The organism is Castellaniella sp. S9, from assembly GCF_027257175.1.
Taxonomy (GTDB): domain Bacteria; phylum Pseudomonadota; class Gammaproteobacteria; order Burkholderiales; family Burkholderiaceae_B; genus Castellaniella.
Window position 1 is genome coordinate 223,204 of record NZ_JAPFGD010000003.1, and the last position, 20,034, is coordinate 243,237.

The following is a 20,034-nucleotide window of genomic DNA, read 5'->3' on the forward strand; positions in this document are numbered from 1 at the left end:
GACGCATCCCCCGAGGAAACCGCGCGGAGGCGGTTTCAGGGATGCGTATTCATCGGACACGATACTAGAATGTAGCCTTCGCCATTACTCATTCTTCAGATCATCCTCAATAGGCTACCGTCATGACAGAACCCGTGCCGCATTCGCTGCCTTCCTACCTGAATCCGAACGATCCGGGGCCCTGGGGCATCTATCTCGAGCAGGTGGACCGCGTGGCGCCCTACCTGGGTTCGCTTGCGCGCTGGATCGAAACCCTGAAACGCCCCAAGCGCATCCTGATCGTGGACATCCCCGTCGAGCTGGACAACGGCGAGGTGGCCCATTTCGAGGGCTATCGCGTCCAGCACAACACCTCGCGCGGGCCCGGCAAGGGCGGGGTGCGCTATCACCAGGACGTCACCCTGTCCGAGGTCATGGCCCTGTCGGCATGGATGTCCGTCAAGGCCGCCGCGGTCAACCTGCCCTTCGGCGGCGCCAAGGGCGGCATCCGCATCGACCCGCGCAATTACTCCCAGGCCGAAATCGAGCGCATCACGCGCCGCTACACCAGCGAGATCGGCGTGATCATCGGACCCAACAAGGACATCCCCGCCCCCGACGTCAACACCAACGCCCAGACCATGGCCTGGATGATGGACACGTATTCGATGAACGAGGGCGGCACCGCCACCGGCGTGGTCACCGGCAAGCCCGTGGCGCTGGGCGGCAGCCTGGGCCGCGTCGAGGCCACGGGGCGCGGCGTCTACGTGGCGGCCTGCGAGGCGGCGCGCGAATGTCAGATCGAGATCAAGGGCGCCCGCGTGGCCGTGCAGGGCTTCGGCAACGTGGGCGGCACCGCGGCACGCCTGCTGTACGAGGCCGGCGCCAAGGTCGTGGCGATCTACGACCACACCGGCATCGTCCACAACGCCCACGGCCTGAACATCCTCGCGCTGTTCGACCACGTGCGCACCACCGGCGGCGTGGCCGGGGCGCCGGATACGGAATCGCTGACGCCCACGGAATTCTGGTCGCTGGAAACCGAGATCCTCATCCCGGCCGCCCTCGAAGGCCAGATCACCCACGACAACGCCGACCTGATCCACACCAAAATCCTCGTCGAAGGCGCCAACGGCCCGACGACCCCCGAGGCCGACGACATCATCTCGTCCAAGGGCACCATGATCGTGCCCGACGTGGTGGCCAACGCCGGCGGCGTCACGGTCAGCTACTTCGAATGGGTGCAGGATTTCTCCAGCTTCTTCTGGACCGAGCAGGAAATCAACCACCGCCTCGAGGCCATGATGCGCGCGGCCTACGGCGCCATGTCCCGCGTGGCGCGCGAACATCAAGTGTCGCTGCGCACCGCGGCGTTCATCGTGGCCTGCACGCGCATCCTCGAGGCCCGCCAGGTGCGCGGCCTGTACCCCTGATGACGATGGGCCGCGCGCCGGCGCGCCTGGTGCTGCTGGGCACCGGCGGCACGATCGCCTCCACCGCCGGGCGCGCCAGCCAGCTCACCGACTATGCGGTGACCGAGGGCATCGAGGCCATGCTGGCGGCAGTGCCCGGCGCCGAGGCGCTGGGCGCGATCCGCTGCGAGCAGGTCTTCAACGTCGACAGCCGCCGGTTCTCGACCGCGCGGGTGCTGCGGCTGGCGCGCCGCATCGACACCTTGCTGCGCGATCCGGCGGTCGACGGGGTCGTCGTCACGCACGGCACCGACACGCTGGAGGAAACCGCGTTTTTCCTGCATCTCACGATCCGCCACCCCAAGCCCGTGGTGCTGGTGGGCGCCATGCGCCCAGGATCCGCCCTGAGCGCCGATGGCCCGTTGAACCTGTACAACGCCCTGCTGGTGGCCCGCGATCCGCTCAGCCGGGACTGCGGCATCCTGGTGGCCATGAACGACAGCATCCTCGCGGCGCGCCACATCGCCAAGGGCCACACCACCCGGGTGGATGCCTTCAGGGCTGAAGGTCCCGGCACGCTCGGCGGGATCAGCGACGGCACGGTGCGCATCCTGCAGCGCCCGGCGCTGCCGGCGACGGCCGCCTTTCCCCTCAAGGGGCTGCGCGGTTTACCCGCGGTCGACATCCTCTATGACCACCAGGATGCCGGCGAGCACCTGTACCAGGCCGCCATCGAGGCGGGGGCGGCGGGGATCGTGGTGGCGGGCCTGGGCAACGGCAGCCTCAGCCCGGCGGCGATACGGGGCTGCGCGCGGGCGCGGCGCCACGGGATCCAGTGCGTACGCGCCAGCCGCGTGCCGCATGGCGAGGTCACGGCCAAGGCCACCGACGCGCGCGACGGTATCCTGGCCTCGCATGGGCTCAATCCCCAGCAGGCCCGCACCCTGCTGCGGTTGGCCCTGGCGACCGGGCTGGACACCGACGCGATCCGCATGGCATTGAAGGACGCCTGAAACCAGGGACCGGCGCTGAGGCGGCCGGCCCGATCCCGCCGCGCTCAGTGCCAGTCCAGGATGACCTTGCCGCTGCGGCCCGACAGCATTGCGTCGAAACCTTGTCGATACTCCGACACCGGATACCGGTGGGTCAGGATGGGCGTCAGGTCCAGGCCGCTTTGCAGCATGGCGACCATCTTGTACCAGGTCTCGAACATCTGGCGACCGTAGATACCCTTGATCTCGAGGCCCTTGAAGATCACCTGGCTCCAGTCCACGCCGACCCCATCGGGCAGGATGCCCAGCATGGCGATCTTGCCGCCGTGGTTCATCTGCGCAAGCATCGAGGAAAAGGCGCTGGGCACGCCGGACATCTCCAGGCCCACGTCGAAGCCCTCGCTCATGCCCAGCTCGCGCATGACCTCGGCCAGGTCCTCGCGCGCCACATTCACCGCGCGGGTCGCGCCCATGCGGCTCGCCAGGTCCAGCCGATAGTCGTTGACGTCGGTGATCACCACGTTGCGCGCGCCCACGTGGCGGGCGATGGCCGCGGCCATCGCACCGATCGGTCCCGCGCCCGTGATCAGCACGTCCTCGCCCACCAGGTCGAAGGCCAGCGCCGTATGGGTGGCGTTGCCGTACGGATCGAAGATCGCCGCCAGGTCGTCGGGCACGTCGTCGGGGATGCGAAAGGCATTGAAGGCCGGAATCGCCAGGTAGTCGGCGAAGGCGCCGGGCCGGTTCACACCCACGCCCGAGGTATTGCGGCACAGGTGGCGGCGTCCAGCCCGGCAGTTGCGACAATGGCCGCACGTGATGTGGCCCTCGCCGGAGACCCGGTCGCCGACCTGCAAGCCCCGGACCTCCTGGCCGATCTCGACCACCTCGCCGACATACTCGTGGCCGACGTGCATGGGCACGGGCACCGTGCGGGCCGCCCATTCGTCCCATTTCCAGATGTGGATGTCCGTGCCGCAGATCGCGGTCTTGCGGATGCGGATGAGGATGTCGTTGTGGCCGACATGGGGACGATCGGTCTCGATGAGCTCCAGCCCTTCGACCGGGTGCAGCTTCGCCAATGCGCGCATGATGCGTATCCTGTGGTCAGTTGCGGGGAATCACGCCCAGGGCGCGGCCCACCCGCGCAAAGGCCTCGACGGCCTCGTCGATCTGCTCGGGCGTGTGCGCCGCGCTCATCTGGGTGCGGATGCGTGCCTGCCCCTTGGGCACCACGGGATACGAGAACCCGATGACGTACACACCCTCGTCCAGCAAGGCGTCGGCCATGCGCACCGCCAGCGCGGCATCGCCCAGCATCACCGGGATGATGGGATGCTCGCCCGGCACCAGCTCGAAACCCAGATGCTGCATCGCCTGGCGAAAGCGCCGCCCGTTGGCATGCACGCGCCGGCGTTGGGCCGCGCCTTCGGCGCCGGCCAGCAGCTCGATCACGCGCAGGGAGGCCGCGACGATGGCGGGCGCCAGCGAATTCGAAAACAAGTAAGGCCGCGAGCGCTGGCGCAGCAGCTCGACCACGGCGGCATCGGCCGCCACGTAGCCGCCCGAGGCGCCGCCCAAGGCCTTGCCCAGGGTGCCGGTGAGGATGTGCACGCGCCCCCGCACGCCGCAATGTTCGGGCGTGCCGCGCCCGCCCTCGCCCATGAAGCCGACCGCATGCGAGTCGTCGACCATGACCAGCGCGTCGAACTCCTCGGCCAGGTCGCAGATCGAACGCAGGTCGGCGATCACGCCGTCCATCGAGAACACCCCGTCGGTGGCGATCATCACGTGGCGCGCGCCCGCGGCGCGGGCCGCCTCGAGCTGCCGGCGCAAGTCCGTCATATCGTTGTTCGCATAGCGATAGCGCCGGGCCTTGCACAGGCGCACGCCATCGATGATGCTGGCATGATTCAATGCGTCGCTGACGATCGCGTCGTGTTCGTCGAGCAAGGCCTCGAACAGGCCGCCATTGGCGTCGAAGCAACTGGAATAGAGTATCGCATCGCCCATGCCCAGCCAGGATGCCAGCGCCGATTCCAGCGCCTTGTGCCCGGACTGCGTGCCGCAGATGAAACGCACCGAGGCCATGCCGAATCCGCCGGTCTCCAGCCCTTCGCGCGCCGCGTCGATCAGCCGCGGATCGTTGGCCAGGCCCAGGTAATTGTTGGCGCAGAAATTCAGGACCCGGGCGCCGCCGGCCAGCCGGATCCCGGCGGCCTGCTGGCTGGCGATGACGCGTTCGGCCTTGTAGAACCCATCGGCGCGCAGCTGCCCGATCCGGGCGCGCGCCTCATCCAGGAAACGCTGTGACATGAAGAACCTTTTTGAGGTTGATGACCGCGAGGGACGAGAGGCGTTATTTTATCCTCTCATCGCGATACCGGGGATGGCGGAGCCCATGCGCAGCCGGCATTCTTCGTGCATTGGGGGATTGACCTTGGGCCTGTGTTTTCCGTATCGTCATTATTGATCCCTACCGCGCACCCGGGTCCCGGGCCTTGTAGTGGTTGTTGGCGAACTGATAATATCGTCAACAATTTTTGTCCAGCAATGCAGCCCGATCAATTCCTCCGATCAACCACGGTCGACGAGGGCCGTCGAATGGATCGGCCTAATCCTCCGATCAGCGATCATCCGACGCCCGACCCAGACCCATGCGGATCACCATCCGATACCTCCGAAGCATCCTCCTGTCGTCCCTGATCGCCGTATTGGCCGGCCCGCAGGCGGCGCATGCGACGGCGTTGCGCGTCGGCATCTACGACCAGCCGCCCGACATCTACATCACGCCCGACGGGCGGCCCGGCGGAATTCTGGGCGAGATGCTCAACGAGATCGCCCGGCGCGAGGGCTGGACCCTCACCATCGAGGCCTGCGACTGGGCCGCCTGCATGCGGCAACTCGAGAACGGCGCGATCGACCTGCTGCCCGACGTGTTCTACACGGCCGAGCGCGCCCGCTCGATCGACTTCCACCACATTCCCGCCCTGCACAGCTGGTCGCAAGTGTATGCGCCGCGGGGCAATACCTTGCGCACCCTCCAGGACCTCGATGGCATGCGCCTGGCGGTGCTCGCCGGCTCGGCCCAGTACGACTACCTCAGCACGCTCCTGCGGACGCTGGGCATCGAGGTGCGCCTGACAACGGTCAGCCAGTTGACACAGGGATTCGAACAGGTCCAGGCCGGGCAGGCCGACGGGGTGGTCTCGGACTATTTCTTCGGCGAACTCACGGCACAGAAATACCAACTGGTGTCCACGCCCATCATCTTCCAGCCCACCAAGGCATTCTTTGCCGCGCCCAAGGGCCGCAACACCGCCGTGCTCGCGCGCATCGACGAATACCTCGGCACCTGGCAGGCCGATCCCGACTCGATCTATTTCCAGATCCTGGCACACTGGCGCAACCCCCAGCCGCGGCCCGAGGCCGCCTGGTACCAGAGCGGGATCGTCGGCGCCCTGGCGGCGATGCTGGCACTCGTCCTCATCGTCGCGCTGCGCCTTCAGCGGCGGGAACGCCGGCAGCGCCAGCGGCTGCTCACCAGCGAACACCGTCTCAACACCATTCTCGATACCGTCGACGCGATGATCTACATCAAGGACCGCGAGCGGCGCTATCTATACGCCAACCGCAAGGTCTGCGAGTTCTTCGGCCTGGATGCCCAGGACCTGCTCATGCGGCACAACCGCGAGCTGATCGACGACACACGCACCGTAGAGGTCATCGAGCAATCCGACCAGCAGGTCCTGCACCTCGAGCAGCGGGTGGCCCTCCAGGAACGGCTGACCTCCACCGCCACGCACAAGCAGCACACCTTCCTGTCGATCAAGGTACCCCTGCACAATGCCGACGGATCGGTCGAGGCGGTCTGTGCGATCCTCACTGACACGACGGACCGCATGCAAGCCGAAGAGCAGGTGCACCGCCTGGCGTTCTACGACACGCTCACCGACCTGCCCAACCGCCGGATGCTGCTCAGCCGCCTGGGACAGACCCTCGAGAGCGTCAGCAGTGGCCAGGTGTTCGGCGCCCTGCTGACGCTCGACCTCGACAGCTTCAAAAAGATCAACGACGCGCGCGGTCACGCCGTCGGCGACCGGATCCTCCAGGAGGTCGCCCGCCGGCTGGTGACCAGCACCCGGGAGCGCGACACCGTCTCGCGGGTCAGCGGCGACGAGTTCATGGTCCTGCTCACGCAGCTTGGCACCGGCATCGAGGAAGGCGCGCGCAATGCCATGTCGGTGGCCGAGAAACTGCGGCTCGCCCTGTTGAACGACCCCTTGATCGTCGAGGGCAAGCCTTGCGTGCTGAGCGCCAGCATCGGGCTGACCTTGCTGCAGGCGCGCAGCACCTCGATGGACGACGTGATGCGCGAGGCCGACATGGCCATGCACCGCGCCAAGCAGCGCGGCGGCAATTGCGTGGTCTTCTACGAGCAGGACATCCAATCCGAGGTCGAGCAGCGCCTGTGGCTGGAACACGACTTGACCCTGGCCTTGAACACACCTCAGCTAAAGATGCACCTGCAGCCCCAATATGCGCAAGGCGGCCGCGTGACGGGCGCGGAACTGCTGACGCGCTGGATGCATCCCACGCGCGGGGCGGTATCGCCCGCCCTGTTCATCCCCCTGGCCGAGGAAACCGGCCTGATCAGCCACCTGAGCGATTGGACGCTGGAGGTCGCCTGCAAGACCCTGCTGGATCTGCAGGCGCTCGACGAAATCTACCCGGTGTCGCTGAACATCAGCCCGAAGCGCTTGATGGACTCGAACTTCGTCCAGTACGTGCGCGACATGCTCGAACGCACCGGTGCGCCGGGCAACCGCCTGATCTTCGAGATCACGGAAGGGGTGCTGATCCGCGACATCCACGCCACGGCCGAGCGCATGGGCGAGCTCAATCGCCTGGGCATCCGCTTTTCGATCGACGACTTCGGCACGGGATACTCGAACCTGGCCTACCTCAAGCGCCTGCCGCTCTATGAGCTCAAGATCGACAAGAGCCTCGTCCAGGACATCCCGAACGATCCCGACAGCATGGCCATCGCCCAGTTGATCCTGGCCATGGCCGAACAACTCGGGCTGCGGGTCGTGGCCGAGGGCGTCGAGACACGGCCGCAGGCGGATTTCCTGCTGCGGCATGCCTGCGACGCGCTGCAGGGCTACCTGATGGCGCGCCCCATGCCGATCGACGACTGGCTGGCACGCGTGCGCCAGCAGCGGCCCGGGCCACGGGGCTGAGGCCGGCCGGCGGCGCACGCCGCCCGGCCGGTCGGGGACCGCCTACTTGAACAGATTGTTCAGGTCCTCATCCGAGGGCGTGCCGGCGGCGTCCTGGCCGGCATCCGAGCCGTACGCCCCGGCCGCCGAACCGTCGCCATAGCTGCCCGTGCCATAGCCCGAAAATGCCCCCATGTCGATCTCGATGTTCTCGATGTTGACCTGGGGACGGTCGGCCTTGTAGTGCGTGACGATGCCGGGATACATCAGCACCAGCACCACCATGACGATCTGCATCACGATGAAAGGAATCGAGCCCCAGTAGATCTGGCCGGTGGTCACCTTGGCGATGGTCCGGCCGGTGACCTTGTCCTTGTAATCGTCCTTGGGCGCGACCGAGCGCAGGTAGAACAGCGCAAAGCCGAAGGGCGGATGCATGAACGAGGTCTGCATGTTCACCGCCAGCAGCACGCCCAGCCAGATCAGGTCGATCCCCATCTTGTCGGCCACGGGACCGATCAGCGGCACGATGATGAAGGCCAGCTCGAAGAAGTCCAGGAAGAACGCCAGCAGGAAGGTCATGATGCTGACCACGATCAGGAAGCCCATCTCGCCGCCCGGCAGGCCGGTGAGCAGGTGCTCCACCCACAGATCGCCGTTGACGCCGCGGAAGGTCAGGCTGAACACCGAGGAGCCGATCAGGATGAACACCACGAAGCAGGTCAGCGTCGTGGTCGTGTCCATCGCCTGGCGCAGCAGCGACCAGTTGAGGCGCCGCTTGCTGATCGCCATGATCAGCGCGCCGACCGCGCCCATGGCGCCGCCCTCGGTGGGCGTGGCCACGCCGATGAAGATCGTGCCCAGCACGAGGAAGATCAGCGCCAGCGGCGGGATCATCACGAAGGTCACGCGTTCGGCGATCTTCGAGAGCAGGCCCAGGCGCAGATACTTGTTCACCAGGGCCAGCACGAAGGCGGTCAGGCCCCACAGCAGGATGCTGGTGACGATCAGCTCGTCGACGTGCGGATCGTCGGCCAGCATGAGTTCGACGCCGATCACCGATGCCGCTACCGACACCGCCATCAGCACCAGCAGCGAGGGAATGCCATGTCCGCCGTTCCGTTCCACGAAGGTGCGCGCCTCGGGCGGGATGGCCGGCGCCGCCTTGGGCTTGATGAACGCGACCAGCACCACGTACAGGACATACATGCCCGTGAGCGCGAAGCCCGGCAGGAACGCGCCTTTGTACATGTCGCCGATCGAGCGGCCCAACTGGTCGGCCAGCACGATGAGCACCAGCGAGGGCGGGATGATCTGCGACAGCGTGCCCGAGGCCGCGATCACGCCCGAGGCCAGCCGCCGGTCGTAGCCATAGCGCAGCATGATCGGCAGCGAGATCAGGCCCATCGAGATCACCGACGCCGAGACCACACCTGTGGTGGCCGCCAGCATCGCACCCACCAGGACCACGGCGATCGCCAGGCCGCCGCGCAGCGGGCCGAAGAGCTGGCCCACGGTCTCGAGCAGGTCCTCGGCCATGCCGGACCGTTCGAGGATCAGGCCCATGAACGTAAAGAACGGCACCGCCAGCAAGGACTCATTGGACATGACGCCGAAGACGCGCTGCGGCAGGGCCTGGAACAGCGCCGGCGACAGCAGGCCCATCTCGATGCCGATCAGGCCATAGAGGACGCCGTTGGCGGCCAGGGCGAAAGCCACCGGGAAGCCCAGCAGCAGCAGAAAGACCAGGGTGCCGAACATGATCGGCGCGATGTATGCGAGAAATAGCGCTTCCATGGTCAGCGCTCCGTCTCGTGATGCGAGCCGGCCTCGCGCTGTTCGGCCTCACGGGCGATTTCCTCGGCCAGCAGCTCCTCGGCTGATTTGCCCTTGTGGGTGTCGGTCGGATCGGGACATTCGCCGCGCAGAAAGCCCACGCACTTGACCAAGTGCGAAAAGCCGGCGGCGATCAGCAACGCAAAACCGATGGGGATGAGCAGTTTCGCCGGCCAGCGGATCAGGCCCCCGGCGTTGGAGGATTGCTCGTTGTTGACGAAGGCGTCCATGAACACGGGCCAGGACAGCCACATGATGATGAAGCAGGCGGGGAACAGGAACAGCAGCACGCCGATGATTTCGATCTTGATCTGGGTGCGCCGCGACAGCCGCTGGGCCAGCACGTCCACGCGGACGTGCTCGTTCTTGAGAAGGGTGTAGCCGGCGGCCAGCAGGAATACGGCGCCGAATAAATACCACTGCAGTTCGAGCCAGGCGTTGGAACTGACGTTGAACAGCTTGCGCACGGTCGCGTTGGTGGCGCTGACGAGCACGGCAAGCAGGATCAACCAAGTCACGGCCCGGCCCACGCGGCGATTGATCTCGTCAATCACCCGCGAAAGGGCGAGTAGAGCTTTCATGATCTGGGTCTTTGGAAAATGTAACGACAAGACACGCGCAAGCCCCCGAGGTCGGGGGCAAGCGCGTGTCACGCACTACCGGAAGCCCGATGGCGGGATCCGAGGCGACGTAGCCGGCTTATTTGGCAGCCGAAGCCATGTACTGGTCGAAGCTGCCCTCGGCGACGCGGAACCAGGGGATTTCGCTGTCGCGGAAGCCCATGTAGTGGTCGTGGACCTTCTTGAAGCCGGCATCCTTGGCCGAGAGTTCGGCGTAGGTGTCCTGGGCGGCCTTGTAGCAGGCGTCCATGACGGGCTTGGGGAAAGCGCGCAGCTTGGCGCCCTCGCCGATCAGGCGCTTGAGGGCCTTGGGGTTTTCGGCGTCGTAGGTGGCGATCATCACGTTGGTCGCCAGGGCGGACGCCTGGTCGAGCACGGCCTGGTAGTGTTTTGGCAGGGCCTCGTACTTGTCCTTGTTGACGTACAGCGACACCTGCAGGGTGCCTTCCCACCAGCCCGGGAAATAGTAGTACGGCGCCACGCGATGGAAGCCGAGCTTTTCGTCGTCATAGGGGCCGATCCACTCAGCCGCGTCGATCGTGCCCTTTTCCAGCGAGGGATAGATGTCGCCGCCGGCGATCTGCTGGGGCACGACGCCGAGCTTGGTCAGCACGGCGCCCGCGAACGCGGCGGTGCGGAACTTCAGGCCCTGCAGGTCCTCGACGGTCTTGATTTCCTTGCGGAACCAGCCGCCCATCTGGGTGCCGGTGTAGCCGCAGGGGAAGTTCACGATGTTGAACTTGGCGAACATTTCGCGCAGGATGTCCAGGCCGCCCGCGTGGCGCACCCAGGCGTTGTACTGGCGCGTGTTCAGGCCGAAGGGGACCGCGCCGTCGAAGCACAGCGAGGGGTCCTTGCCGAAGTAGTAATAGGATGCGGTATGGCCGCATTCGACCGTGCCGTTCTGCACGCCGTCCAGCACCGCCAGGGCGGGAAGGATCTCGCCGCCTGGGAAAGCGCGGATCTGGAATTTGCCGCCGGTCGCCTCGGAGACGTATTTGGCGACGTGTTCGCCACCCGAATAGATGGCGTCTGCGCTGCGGGGGAAGCTGGAGGCGAGGCGCCACTGGAGTGTGGGCGCATCCTGTGCGAAGACTGGAGCGGCGAGGGTGGCGCCACCGGCAGCCGCACCAAGTGCGGCCTTCTTGAGGAAGGAACGACGTTGCATGAGAGAGAGCCCCTGTTTTGGTTTGTAAACCTGAGTAAATGTTTCCGTTTTGTAAACGGGTGAGAGCGCGTGCATAGTGCAGGACACCCACATATTTAGGCAATCAGTATTAACGCTAGGAACTGCGTCCGACCAAGCGTCGATGCGCGGCATCCACAACGTGCGGGAATAAACACCGCACGGACTTGATGTCGATTAGGATGTCCGGGTTCCGGATGCGGCCGGCAACGAACAGTCGCGCAAAACCCGGTAAAGTACCGCATGGTCCAAGCAGGAGCCCGTCCATGAAGACACCGCTTGCGCATCGCAATCTACCGCATCTGCTGCTCAGGGGGCGCGAGGCATTGCTCTGCCACTTCCGCCCGATCTTGACGCATTTCAACCTGACCGAGCAGCAATGGCGCGTGATCCGCAACCTGAACCAGCATGGCGACATGGAGCCCAACCAGCTCTGCGACCTGTGCCAGATCCTCAGCCCCAGCATGACCGGCGTGCTGGCGCGGATGAAGGCCATGGACCTGATCAGCCGGCGCAAGGTGGCGCGCGACCAGCGGCGGGTGATCATCAGCCTCACGCCACGCAGCCAGGAAATCTGCGCCCGCATCGCGCCGCTGATCGACGAGCAATACCGCCTGATCGAGGACGCCATCGGGCGCGACCTGATGGACCAGACCTACCTTCAGATCGACCGCCTGCTGAATGCGCCCCTGGATCGCATCCGCTCGGTCAAGCTGCCGGAATACTAGCACCGCGCCCCACCCATGCAATCGTATCTGGCAATCAGGCACAGCGCCGGACATCCCAATCGCCCACACCCATGGCCGGGAACCGCGGGGCCGCGCCGGATATGCCAGAATAGAGCCCTTCGAATCCCGACCACTGTCCGTGCAGGAACCCGACCCTCCCTTCAGCCTGCGCAAGATCGCGCTGGCCGCCTTCGGCCCCTCGCTGTTGTTTGGCGTGGGCGAAGGCGCGATGTTCCCGGTGCTGGCGCTCAGCGCCAGGGACCTGGGCGCCTCCGCGGCATGGGCGGGCTTCATCGTCGCCCTGGTGGGCATCGGTTCGCTGCTCGCCAATCTGCCGGCCGCCACGCTGGCCGCCCGATTCGGCGAACGCCGCGCCATGGTGGGCGCCTCTGCCTTCAGCCTGGTGGGGCTGGCCCTGTGCCTGCTGGCCCACGAGCCCTGGCTGTTCGGGATCGGCGTCCTCATGATCGGCATGGCCAGCGCCGTGTTCCTGCTGGCTCGCCAGACGTACCTGGTCGAGGCCGTGCCCCTGACGATGCGCGCGCGCGCCATGTCGACGCTGGGCGGCACCATGCGCATCGGCTTGTTCTTCGGGCCCTTCATTGCCGCCGGCTTCATCCATGTGCTGGGCCTGGACGGCGCCTATTGGGCGGCGGCCCTGGCCATCCTGGGCGCCGGCCTGCTGTCGCTGCTGATTCCCGACCTGCCGGGCGACCGCAAGCAGCGCGCCTCCGCCCGGCACATCGCCATGGGCCCGATGATGCGGCGCCATGCACGCGTATTCCTCACCCTGGGCATCGCCACGGCGCTGGTGTCGGCGCTGCGGTCCTGCCGGCAGATCGTGATCCCCCTATGGGCCGACCAGATCGGCCTGGACGCGACCACCACCGCCCTGATCTACGGCATCATGGGCGGCGTCGACATGCTGCTGTTCTATCCCGCCGGCAAAGTCATGGACGTGAAAGGCCGGCTCTGGGTCGCCCTGCCCTCCATGCTGATCATGGCCACGTCCCTCGCGCTGATGCCGCTCACCCACGGCTTTGCGACCCTCATGGCGGTCAGCATGCTGCTGGGCCTGGGCAACGGCATCGGTTCGGGCATCATCATGACCATCGGCGCCGACGCCTCCCCCAACGAAGGGCGCACGCAATTCCTGGGCATCTGGCGCGTCATCACCGACCTGGGCGGCGGCGGCGGGCCGCTGCTGCTCTCCGGGCTGACGGCGGCACTGTCGCTGGCCGCCGGCATCCTGACCATCGGTGGCCTGGGTTACATGGCGGCCTATATGTTCTGGCGCTGGCTGCCGCGCAAGGTCACTGCGTGAGGCGTACCGGCGCGCACACCGAAAGGCTTTGATGTCCCCCTCGACCGAACACCCCTACGCCGTGCGCGCCGCCTTGTGCCTGGTGCTGGCGGGCGTCTGCGCGGCCCTGCACATCTGGAAGCTGCCCCCGGCGCTGCCGGCGCTGCAGGAACAGTTCCAACTGGACCTCGTCGAATCCGGCTTCCTGCTGTCCATTGTGCAATTGGGCGGCATGACGCTGGGCCTGCTGGTCGGCCTGATCGCCGAGCGCATCGGCCTGCGCCGCAGCATGATGACCGGCCTGGCGATCCTTGCGGCCGCCTCGGCGGCGGGCGCTCATTTCGGCACCGCGGCCATGATCCTGCTGTTCCGGGCCATCGAGGGCTGCGGATTCCTGATGGTCGTCATGCCGGCCCCCGCGCTGATCCGGCGACTGGTGCCGCCGGCAAGCCTCAGCCGCCTCATGAGCCTGTGGAGCTGCTACATGCCCATCGGCACCGTCCTCATCCTGGCCGGCGGCGCCTGGCTGCTGACGCTGGGCGACTGGCGCTGGCTCTGGACCCTGCTGGGGGCATTGACCTTCGCCATGCTGCTGCTGACCTGGGCCCTCGTGCCGGCGGACCCGCCCGCGGCGGCCGCCCATGGCGGCAATGCGTCGGGCCAGCCACCTGCCCTGCGCCTCGTGCGCCTCACCCTGGGCTCGCGCGGCGTCTGGATGATCGCGTTGATCTTCGGGGTTTATGCGGCGCAATGGATCACGGTCATTGGATTCCTGCCCACCATCTACGCCGCCGGGGGCGTCGCCGGCACGACGGCCGGCTTGCTGACCGCGCTGGTGGCCGGGGCCAACATCATCGGCAACCTGCTGGCCGGACGCCTGCTGCACCAGGGCCTGCCCGCGCAGCGGCTGATCATGGCGGGCTTCATCACCATGATCGTCTGCGCCTTCGCCGCCTTTGGCGCCGGCTTGCCGACCGCCGCACAGTTCGCCGCGATCCTGGTGTTCTCCGCCGTCGGCGGCCTCATCCCGGCAACGCTGTTCGTGCTCGCCATCGCCCTGGCGCCCACGCCGCAGGCGACCAGCACCACCATCGGCTGGATGCAGCAATGCTCGTCCCTCGGTCAGTTCACGGGACCGCCTGTGGTCGCCTGGGTGGTGAACCTCGCCGGCGGCTGGCAATGGACCTGGCTGGCCACCGGCGCCTACGCCCTGGCGGGCATCGCTCTGGTCCTGGCCATCGGCCGCCCCGCACAGGGCGACGGCCAGCGCGCTTAGCCGACGACGCTGGGCAAATTGAGGCCCGACTGCGCCCAATCGACCGGCTTGACCGCCGGCACGATCCGGATGTCGCAGCCCGGAGCAGAGAGATCGATACGGCGCTCGGCCGTGTATTGGCACAGGCGATTGGAGTAGAACACCTTGGCCACCGGGGCGTCCGGTGCATCACGGTTTTGCGCGACCACGACGGCCAGTTCGCCGGAGGTCAGGCTGAGGATGGAACCGACCGGAAAGCGCCCCAGCGCCCGGACGAAGGCGGCCAGGATGTCCTCATCGAACTGGCCCGTCCATTCGGCCATCTTGCCCAGCGAGAACGCCGGATCCCAGCCTTTCTTGTAGGGCCGGTTCGATGTGATCGCGTCGTAGACGTCGCAAATCGCGCCCATGCGCGCCAGCAGACTGATCTGCTCGCCGGCCAGGCCGTCCGGATAGCCCCGCCCGTCGATGCGTTCGTGGTGATGCAGGCAGACGTCCAGGACCTCGGGTGGAATGCCGGGTTCCTCGCGCAGCATCGCCGCGCCCTCGACAGGATGCCGCCTGACGATCGCGAATTCCTCGTCGGTGAGGCGGCCCGGCTTGTTGAGGATCTTTTCCGGGATGCCGACCTTGCCGATGTCGTGCAGCAGGCCCGCCATGCCCGCCAGGCGCACCTGTTCCTCGGAATGCCCGAGCTCGCGCGCCAGGGATGCCATCAGGGCGGCCACGGCCACCGAATGCATGTAGGTGTACTGGTCGGCGCGCTTGATGCGCGCCAGGCTGAGCAGCGCGTCCGGATGTTCGTCGATGGACCCCGCCACGTCCTGCGCCAGGCGCTCGGCCTGCTGTACGTCCAGGCGGCGCCCCAGCTGGGCATCGCTGAACATCTGCGCGACCACGTCGCCCGAGGCATCGCGCACCCCGCGAGCCCGCTCGTAGGCCTGGTGGACCTCGTCCGCCGGCCCGGCCGCGTCTGCGTCCTGGGCGCGGCCGCCGTCGCGCCGGCCCACGGCCCGCGCCATCGGCTGGGCCTGGTCTTCGACGTCCAAGCCCCGATCCGTATCGATCCAGACCCACTCGAGCTTGGAGTCTCGCAGGCGCGACAGGTGGCTGTCCTGCTGGATCAGGAAGCGTTGGCGCCAGAATGAATGGTCCAGCCACGAGCCGCACAGCTCATGGATGTACATGCCGATACGCAGCTGCGAAACAGGCACTCGCTTGAGCATGGTGGAATCCGGGGATCAGTCCGGCGCGCCGGGGGTTTCATCCATGCCTTCCCAGCGCGGGCCGGGCACATGGATGTCGAACAGGTCGAGCACACGGCAGACCGTATGATCGATCATTTCGTCCAGGGTCTGCGGCCGCATGTAGAACGCAGGCAGCGGTGGAAACACCACGCCGCCCATCTCGGTCACCGCAGTCATGTTGCGCAGGTGCGCCAGATTCAGCGGCGTTTCCCGGATCATCAGCACCAGGCGCCGCCGTTCCTTGAGGGTCACGTCGGCCGCCCGGGTCAGCAGATTGTCGGACAGGCCATGGGCCACCGCCGCCAGGGTGCGCATGGAACAGGGCACGATCACCATGCCCGTGGTTGCGAACCCGCCGCTGGCGAGCGTCGCGCCCACGTCGCGGTGGCTATAGACGCGATCGGCCAAGGCATGGACGGCCTGGCGCGACATGCCCAGCTCGTGGCGGATGTTGAGCACCCCGGCCGGCGACACCACCAAGTGAGTCTCGATCGTGCCGAGCTCGCGCGCGAGCTGCAGCAGGCGGATCGCGTATTGCGCGCCCGTGGCCCCGCTGATGCCGACGACCAGGCGACGCCGGTCGGTCACTCGATGGCCCCGGATTCCTTCAGGAGCTCGGCGAGTTCGCCCTTTTCATACATCTCGGACATGATGTCCGTGCCGCCGATGAATTCGCCCTTGACGTAGAGCTGGGGAATCGTCGGCCAATTGGCGTAATCCTTGATGCCCTGGCGCACCTCGGCGTCCTCGAGCACGTTGACCGTCACGAGCTTGGTGACGCCCACCGCCTTGAGGACCTGGATCGCGCGGGCCGAAAAACCGCATTGCGGGAACTGCGCCGTGCCTTTCATGAACAGGACGACCGGATTGTCCGTGACCGTCTCGCGGATGAATGACTGGACTTCGGATTGGACTTCTTCGCTCATGGTGTTCCACCAGAAAATGTAACGTTTAAAACGACAGGCGACCCCGGGTCACCCGCTCGATGCCTGCCAGGTCCCGCAGGCTGGCAATATCGGCAAACCCTCGACGCCGCAACAGCCGGCGCACCGCGCCGGCCTGGTCCCATCCGTGCTCGACACACACCGTGCCCGACGGCGCCAGATACCGCGGCGCCCCGTCGATGATCGCACGCAATGCCGACAGGCCGTCGGCCCCGTCCGTGAGCGCCGTCGGCGGCTCGAAGCGCAGGTCGCCCTGCCCCAGGTGCGGGTCCCGCGCGTGGATGTACGGCGGATTGGACACGATGAGGTCGTATTGCGGCGACCCCAATCGGCTATCGTACCAATTCCCGTGGAAAAACTGTAGCGATGCCCCCAAAGCCCGCGCATTCTCCGCCGCGATCGCCAGCGCCGCCGGGCTGACATCGGTGGCGTCCACCCGCGCGTCGGGGCGCGCCAGGGCGACCGAGACCGCCACGGCCCCGCTGCCCGTCCCCAGGTCCAGCACGCGCGGGGCGGCACACCCGGCCACGGCCTCGAGGGCCGCCTCGACCAGTTGCTCGGTCTCGGGTCGGGGAATCAGCACATCGGGGGTCACCCGGAATTCGCGGCCCAGGAACTCGCGCCGCCCAAGGATATAGGCCATGGGCTCGCCCGCGGCGCGGCGCGCCTCGAGGGCCTCGTAGGCCGCCAAGTGCGCCGGATCCAGAGGATCCGTGTCGTGGGCGATCAGCCAGCTGCGCGGCACCCCCAGCACCTGTTGCCACAGCATATGCGCCTCGAGCCGCGGCAGCGGACTGGCCGCGACCCGGTCGCGCAGGGTATGGGTCGCCGCCATCGCGCGATCACTCGTCCAGGGCCAGGGCGGCGAGCTGCTCGGCCTGATGTTCGGCCAGCAAGGCGCCGATGAGTTCCTCGAGGTCGCCTTCCATGATCTGGCCGAGCTTGTACAAGGTGAGGTTGATGCGATGGTCCGTCACCCGTCCCTGGGGAAAGTTGTAGGTGCGGATGCGCTCGGAACGGTCGCCCGAGCCCACGAGGCTCTTGCGCTGCGCCGCCTCGCGCGCGTGCGCCTCCTGCTGCTGCCGGTCCTTCAGGCGTGCAGCCAGCACCTGCATGGCCTTGTCCCTGTTCCGGTGCTGCGAGCGGTCGTCCTGGCACTCCACCACCAATCCCGTGGGCAAATGGGTGATGCGCACCGCCGAATCCGTCTTGTTGATGTGCTGGCCCCCGGCACCGCTGGCGCGAAAAGTGTCGATGCGCAAGTCGTTGGGATTGATCTGGATGTCGGCCAGCGTGTCGGCCTCGGGCATGACCGCCACGGTGCAGGCCGAGGTGTGCACGCGGCCCTGCGCCTCGGTCTCGGGCACACGCTGCACCCGGTGGGCGCCCGATTCGAATTTCAGTCGGCCATAGACGCCGTCGCCCTCGACGTGGACGATGACCTCTTTGTAGCCGCCCAGCTCGGCACCGCTCTCGGACATGAATTCCACCCGCCAGCCTTGGCTTTCGGCGTAGCGCATGTACATCCGCAGCAGGTCGCCCGCGAACAGTGCGCTCTCGTCGCCGCCGGTGCCGGCGCGGATTTCCAGGAACACGCTGCGGTCGTCATCCGGATCGCGCGGCAGCAGCAGGACCTGCAACTCGCCTTCCAGCGCCTCGAGGCGGCCCTCGGCGGCCTCCAGTTCCTCGGCGGCCATGTCCCTCATCTCGGGATCGGACATGAGCTCGCGAGCGCCCTCGCGATCGGTTTCGGCCCGTTGCCATGCCGTGAAGGCGGCGACGACGGGGTCGAGCTCGGCGCGCTCGCGCGTGAGCTTGCGGAAGCGGTCCATGTCGGCAGCGCTGTCGGGCTCGGCCAGCAGCGCATCGATCTCAATGAGGCGGTGGGCCAATTGTTCCAGCCGGCTGCGCATCGAGGGTTTCATCGTGGGGTCATCCAGTACAACGGGTTCGGGAGCCGGGCGGCAAAAGCATGCCCTCCCCGGCGGGGGGACGCGGAAGATGGGGAGCGTCGCTACCGGCGGCGGGCGCCGGCCTCGGGCGTCAGGCGCGGCAGCAGCGCCAGCAATTGCTGGCGCTCGGCGCCTTCGCTGCGATTGAGGGCCGCCAGCGGCCCGTGCATGAATTTCTGGGTAAGGCCGTGGGCGAGCTGGTCCAGCACCGCCTGCGGATCCTCGCCGCGCGCCAGCAGGCGCCGCGCACGGTCCAGTTCAGCATGGCGCAGCGCGTCGACGTTGCGCTGGAAATCGATGATCGCCGGGACGATCTCGCGCTGGCTCAGCCAGTGCATGAAATTCTGGACGCGGGTCTCGATGATGGCCTCGGCCTGCACCACCGCCGCGCGACGCGCATCCGCGCCGCTTTGGACCATGCGGCCCAGGTCGTCGACGGTATACAGATAGACGTCGGCCAGGCGACCGGCCTCGGCCTCGATGTCGCGCGGCACCGCCAGGTCGACCATCACCATGGGGCGATGGCGCCGCGCACGCGCAGCCCGTTCCACCATCCCCAGACCGAGGATGGGCAAGGAACTGGCCGTACAGGACACCACCACATCGTATTCCGCCAGATGGTTCGGCAGTTCGGATAGCTTCAGCGTACGGGCGTCGAAACGGCCCGCGAGAACCTCGGCGCGCTCGACCGTGCGATTGGCCACCGCCATCCGGCGCGGGCGCGCCGCGCCGAAGTGCGTGGCACAGAGCTCGATCATTTCGCCCGCGCCGATGAACAGCACGTTGGCCTGCGACAAATCGCCCAGGACGCGTTCGGCCAGGCGCACGGCGGCGGCGGCCATGGACACGGAATGGGCGCCGATGGCCGTTTGCGAGCGGACCTCCTTGGCGACCGAGAACGTGCGCTGGAACAACTGGTGCAACAGGGTGCCCAGCGTGCCGGCCTCCTCGGCGGCGCGCACGGCGGATTTCATCTGGCCGAGGATCTGGGGCTCGCCCAGCACCATCGAATCCAGGCCGCTGGCGACCCGGAAGGTATGGCGCACGGCATCGTTGCGCTGGTAGCGGTAGACGTGGGGAATCAGGATGCCCGCCTCGAGGCGGTTGAACTCGGCCAGCCAGCCGGGCAGGCGCTCGGCGACGCCGGGGTCGGCGGCACAGTAGACCTCGGTGCGATTACAGGTCGACAGGATGGCCGCCTCGCGCACGGCGCTGCCGAAGGCCGAGCGCAGCCCCGCCAGCGCGGGCTTGAGCACGTCGAGCGGAAACGACACGCGTTCCCGCACCGACACCGGCGCGGAAACATGGTTCAGCCCGAAAGTGAGAACGTCGACCGACATGCCCGGAAACATTTACGC

Annotated in this window: 17 protein-coding genes; 6 read left to right on the forward strand and 11 right to left on the reverse strand. The window is 67.1% G+C overall.

The features are described 5' to 3' along the window. The first annotated feature begins 122 nt into the window (after nucleotides 1-122). Nucleotides 123-1,412 carry a Glu/Leu/Phe/Val family dehydrogenase gene (locus tag OOZ48_RS06165; RefSeq protein ID WP_269496616.1) on the forward strand — a complete coding sequence of 430 codons (1,290 nt, stop codon included), beginning with the start codon at nucleotides 123-125 and terminating at the stop codon, nucleotides 1,410-1,412. Beyond that, a complete protein-coding gene (locus OOZ48_RS06170) occupies nucleotides 1,412-2,404 on the forward strand; it encodes an asparaginase (RefSeq protein WP_269496618.1) in 993 nt (330 codons plus the stop codon). Before OOZ48_RS06165 ends, OOZ48_RS06170 begins: the two co-directional genes overlap by 1 nt. 44 nt (nucleotides 2,405-2,448) lie before the next feature. On the opposite strand, the gene tdh is transcribed toward OOZ48_RS06170, so the two are convergent. Continuing rightward, a complete protein-coding gene (gene tdh, locus OOZ48_RS06175; RefSeq protein WP_269496619.1) occupies nucleotides 2,449-3,474 on the reverse strand; it encodes an L-threonine 3-dehydrogenase in 1,026 nt (341 codons plus the stop codon). A gap of 16 nt (nucleotides 3,475-3,490) precedes the next feature. Then, entirely contained in the window at nucleotides 3,491-4,699 is a 1,209-nt protein-coding gene (locus OOZ48_RS06180) for a glycine C-acetyltransferase (protein ID WP_269496620.1), read from the reverse strand. Between the two features lie 341 nt (nucleotides 4,700-5,040). Between OOZ48_RS06180 and OOZ48_RS06185 the strand changes: the two genes are divergently transcribed. Then, entirely contained in the window at nucleotides 5,041-7,626 is a 2,586-nt protein-coding gene (locus tag OOZ48_RS06185; RefSeq protein WP_269496621.1) for an EAL domain-containing protein, read from the forward strand. Between the two features lie 42 nt (nucleotides 7,627-7,668). On the opposite strand, the gene OOZ48_RS06190 is transcribed toward OOZ48_RS06185, so the two are convergent. The 3 genes from OOZ48_RS06190 to OOZ48_RS06200 form a co-directional block, all read right to left on the reverse strand. Further along, entirely contained in the window at nucleotides 7,669-9,402 is a 1,734-nt protein-coding gene (locus tag OOZ48_RS06190; protein ID WP_269496622.1) for a TRAP transporter large permease, read from the reverse strand. Between the two features lie 2 nt (nucleotides 9,403-9,404). Continuing rightward, nucleotides 9,405-10,022, reverse strand: a complete 618-nt coding sequence (locus OOZ48_RS06195) for a TRAP transporter small permease subunit (protein ID WP_269496623.1) — start codon at nucleotides 10,020-10,022, stop codon at nucleotides 9,405-9,407. Nucleotides 10,023-10,140: 118 nt separating this feature from the next. After that, nucleotides 10,141-11,229 carry a TRAP transporter substrate-binding protein gene (locus OOZ48_RS06200; RefSeq protein ID WP_269496624.1) on the reverse strand — a complete coding sequence of 363 codons (1,089 nt, stop codon included), beginning with the start codon at nucleotides 11,227-11,229 and terminating at the stop codon, nucleotides 10,141-10,143. Between the two features lie 284 nt (nucleotides 11,230-11,513). On the opposite strand from OOZ48_RS06200, the gene hpaR reads away from it, so the two are divergent. From hpaR to OOZ48_RS06215, 3 genes are all read left to right on the forward strand, one after another. After that, nucleotides 11,514-11,975: a homoprotocatechuate degradation operon regulator HpaR gene (hpaR, locus tag OOZ48_RS06205; protein ID WP_269496625.1), complete on the forward strand. Its 462-nt coding sequence runs from the start codon at nucleotides 11,514-11,516 to the stop codon at nucleotides 11,973-11,975. 139 nt (nucleotides 11,976-12,114) lie between these two features. Beyond that, complete coding sequence (locus OOZ48_RS06210; protein WP_269496626.1) at nucleotides 12,115-13,299, forward strand: MFS transporter; 1,185 nt, start codon at nucleotides 12,115-12,117, stop codon at nucleotides 13,297-13,299. A 31-nt stretch (nucleotides 13,300-13,330) separates the two neighbouring features. After that, complete coding sequence (locus tag OOZ48_RS06215) at nucleotides 13,331-14,554, forward strand: MFS transporter (RefSeq protein WP_269496627.1); 1,224 nt, start codon at nucleotides 13,331-13,333, stop codon at nucleotides 14,552-14,554. Here OOZ48_RS06215 and OOZ48_RS06220 read toward each other — a convergent pair. The 6 genes from OOZ48_RS06220 to hemA all read right to left on the reverse strand — a co-directional run bounded on the left by OOZ48_RS06220 (nucleotide 14,551) and on the right by hemA (nucleotide 20,016). Beyond that, nucleotides 14,551-15,759: an HD-GYP domain-containing protein gene (locus OOZ48_RS06220; RefSeq protein WP_269496628.1), complete on the reverse strand. Its 1,209-nt coding sequence runs from the start codon at nucleotides 15,757-15,759 to the stop codon at nucleotides 14,551-14,553. The two genes, OOZ48_RS06215 and OOZ48_RS06220, sit on opposite strands and share 4 nt — an antisense overlap. Nucleotides 15,760-15,774: 15 nt before the next feature. Next, the gene (locus OOZ48_RS06225; protein ID WP_269496629.1) at nucleotides 15,775-16,368 is read right to left on the reverse strand and encodes a UbiX family flavin prenyltransferase; all 594 of its coding nucleotides are present in this window, start codon (nucleotides 16,366-16,368) and stop codon (nucleotides 15,775-15,777) included. Next, the gene (gene grxD, locus OOZ48_RS06230; RefSeq protein WP_269496630.1) at nucleotides 16,365-16,706 is read right to left on the reverse strand and encodes a Grx4 family monothiol glutaredoxin; all 342 of its coding nucleotides are present in this window, start codon (nucleotides 16,704-16,706) and stop codon (nucleotides 16,365-16,367) included. Before grxD ends, OOZ48_RS06225 begins: the two co-directional genes overlap by 4 nt. A gap of 25 nt (nucleotides 16,707-16,731) precedes the next feature. Then, entirely contained in the window at nucleotides 16,732-17,559 is an 828-nt protein-coding gene (gene prmC / locus OOZ48_RS06235; protein WP_269496631.1) for a peptide chain release factor N(5)-glutamine methyltransferase, read from the reverse strand. A gap of 7 nt (nucleotides 17,560-17,566) precedes the next feature. Next, nucleotides 17,567-18,649, reverse strand: a complete 1,083-nt coding sequence (gene prfA / locus OOZ48_RS06240) for a peptide chain release factor 1 (RefSeq protein ID WP_269496632.1) — start codon at nucleotides 18,647-18,649, stop codon at nucleotides 17,567-17,569. An 89-nt stretch (nucleotides 18,650-18,738) separates the two neighbouring features. Then, on the reverse strand, nucleotides 18,739-20,016 hold the full coding sequence (gene hemA, locus OOZ48_RS06245; RefSeq protein ID WP_269496633.1) for a glutamyl-tRNA reductase: 1,278 nt from the start codon (nucleotides 20,014-20,016) through the stop codon (nucleotides 18,739-18,741). Nucleotides 20,017-20,034 lie beyond the last annotated feature (18 nt).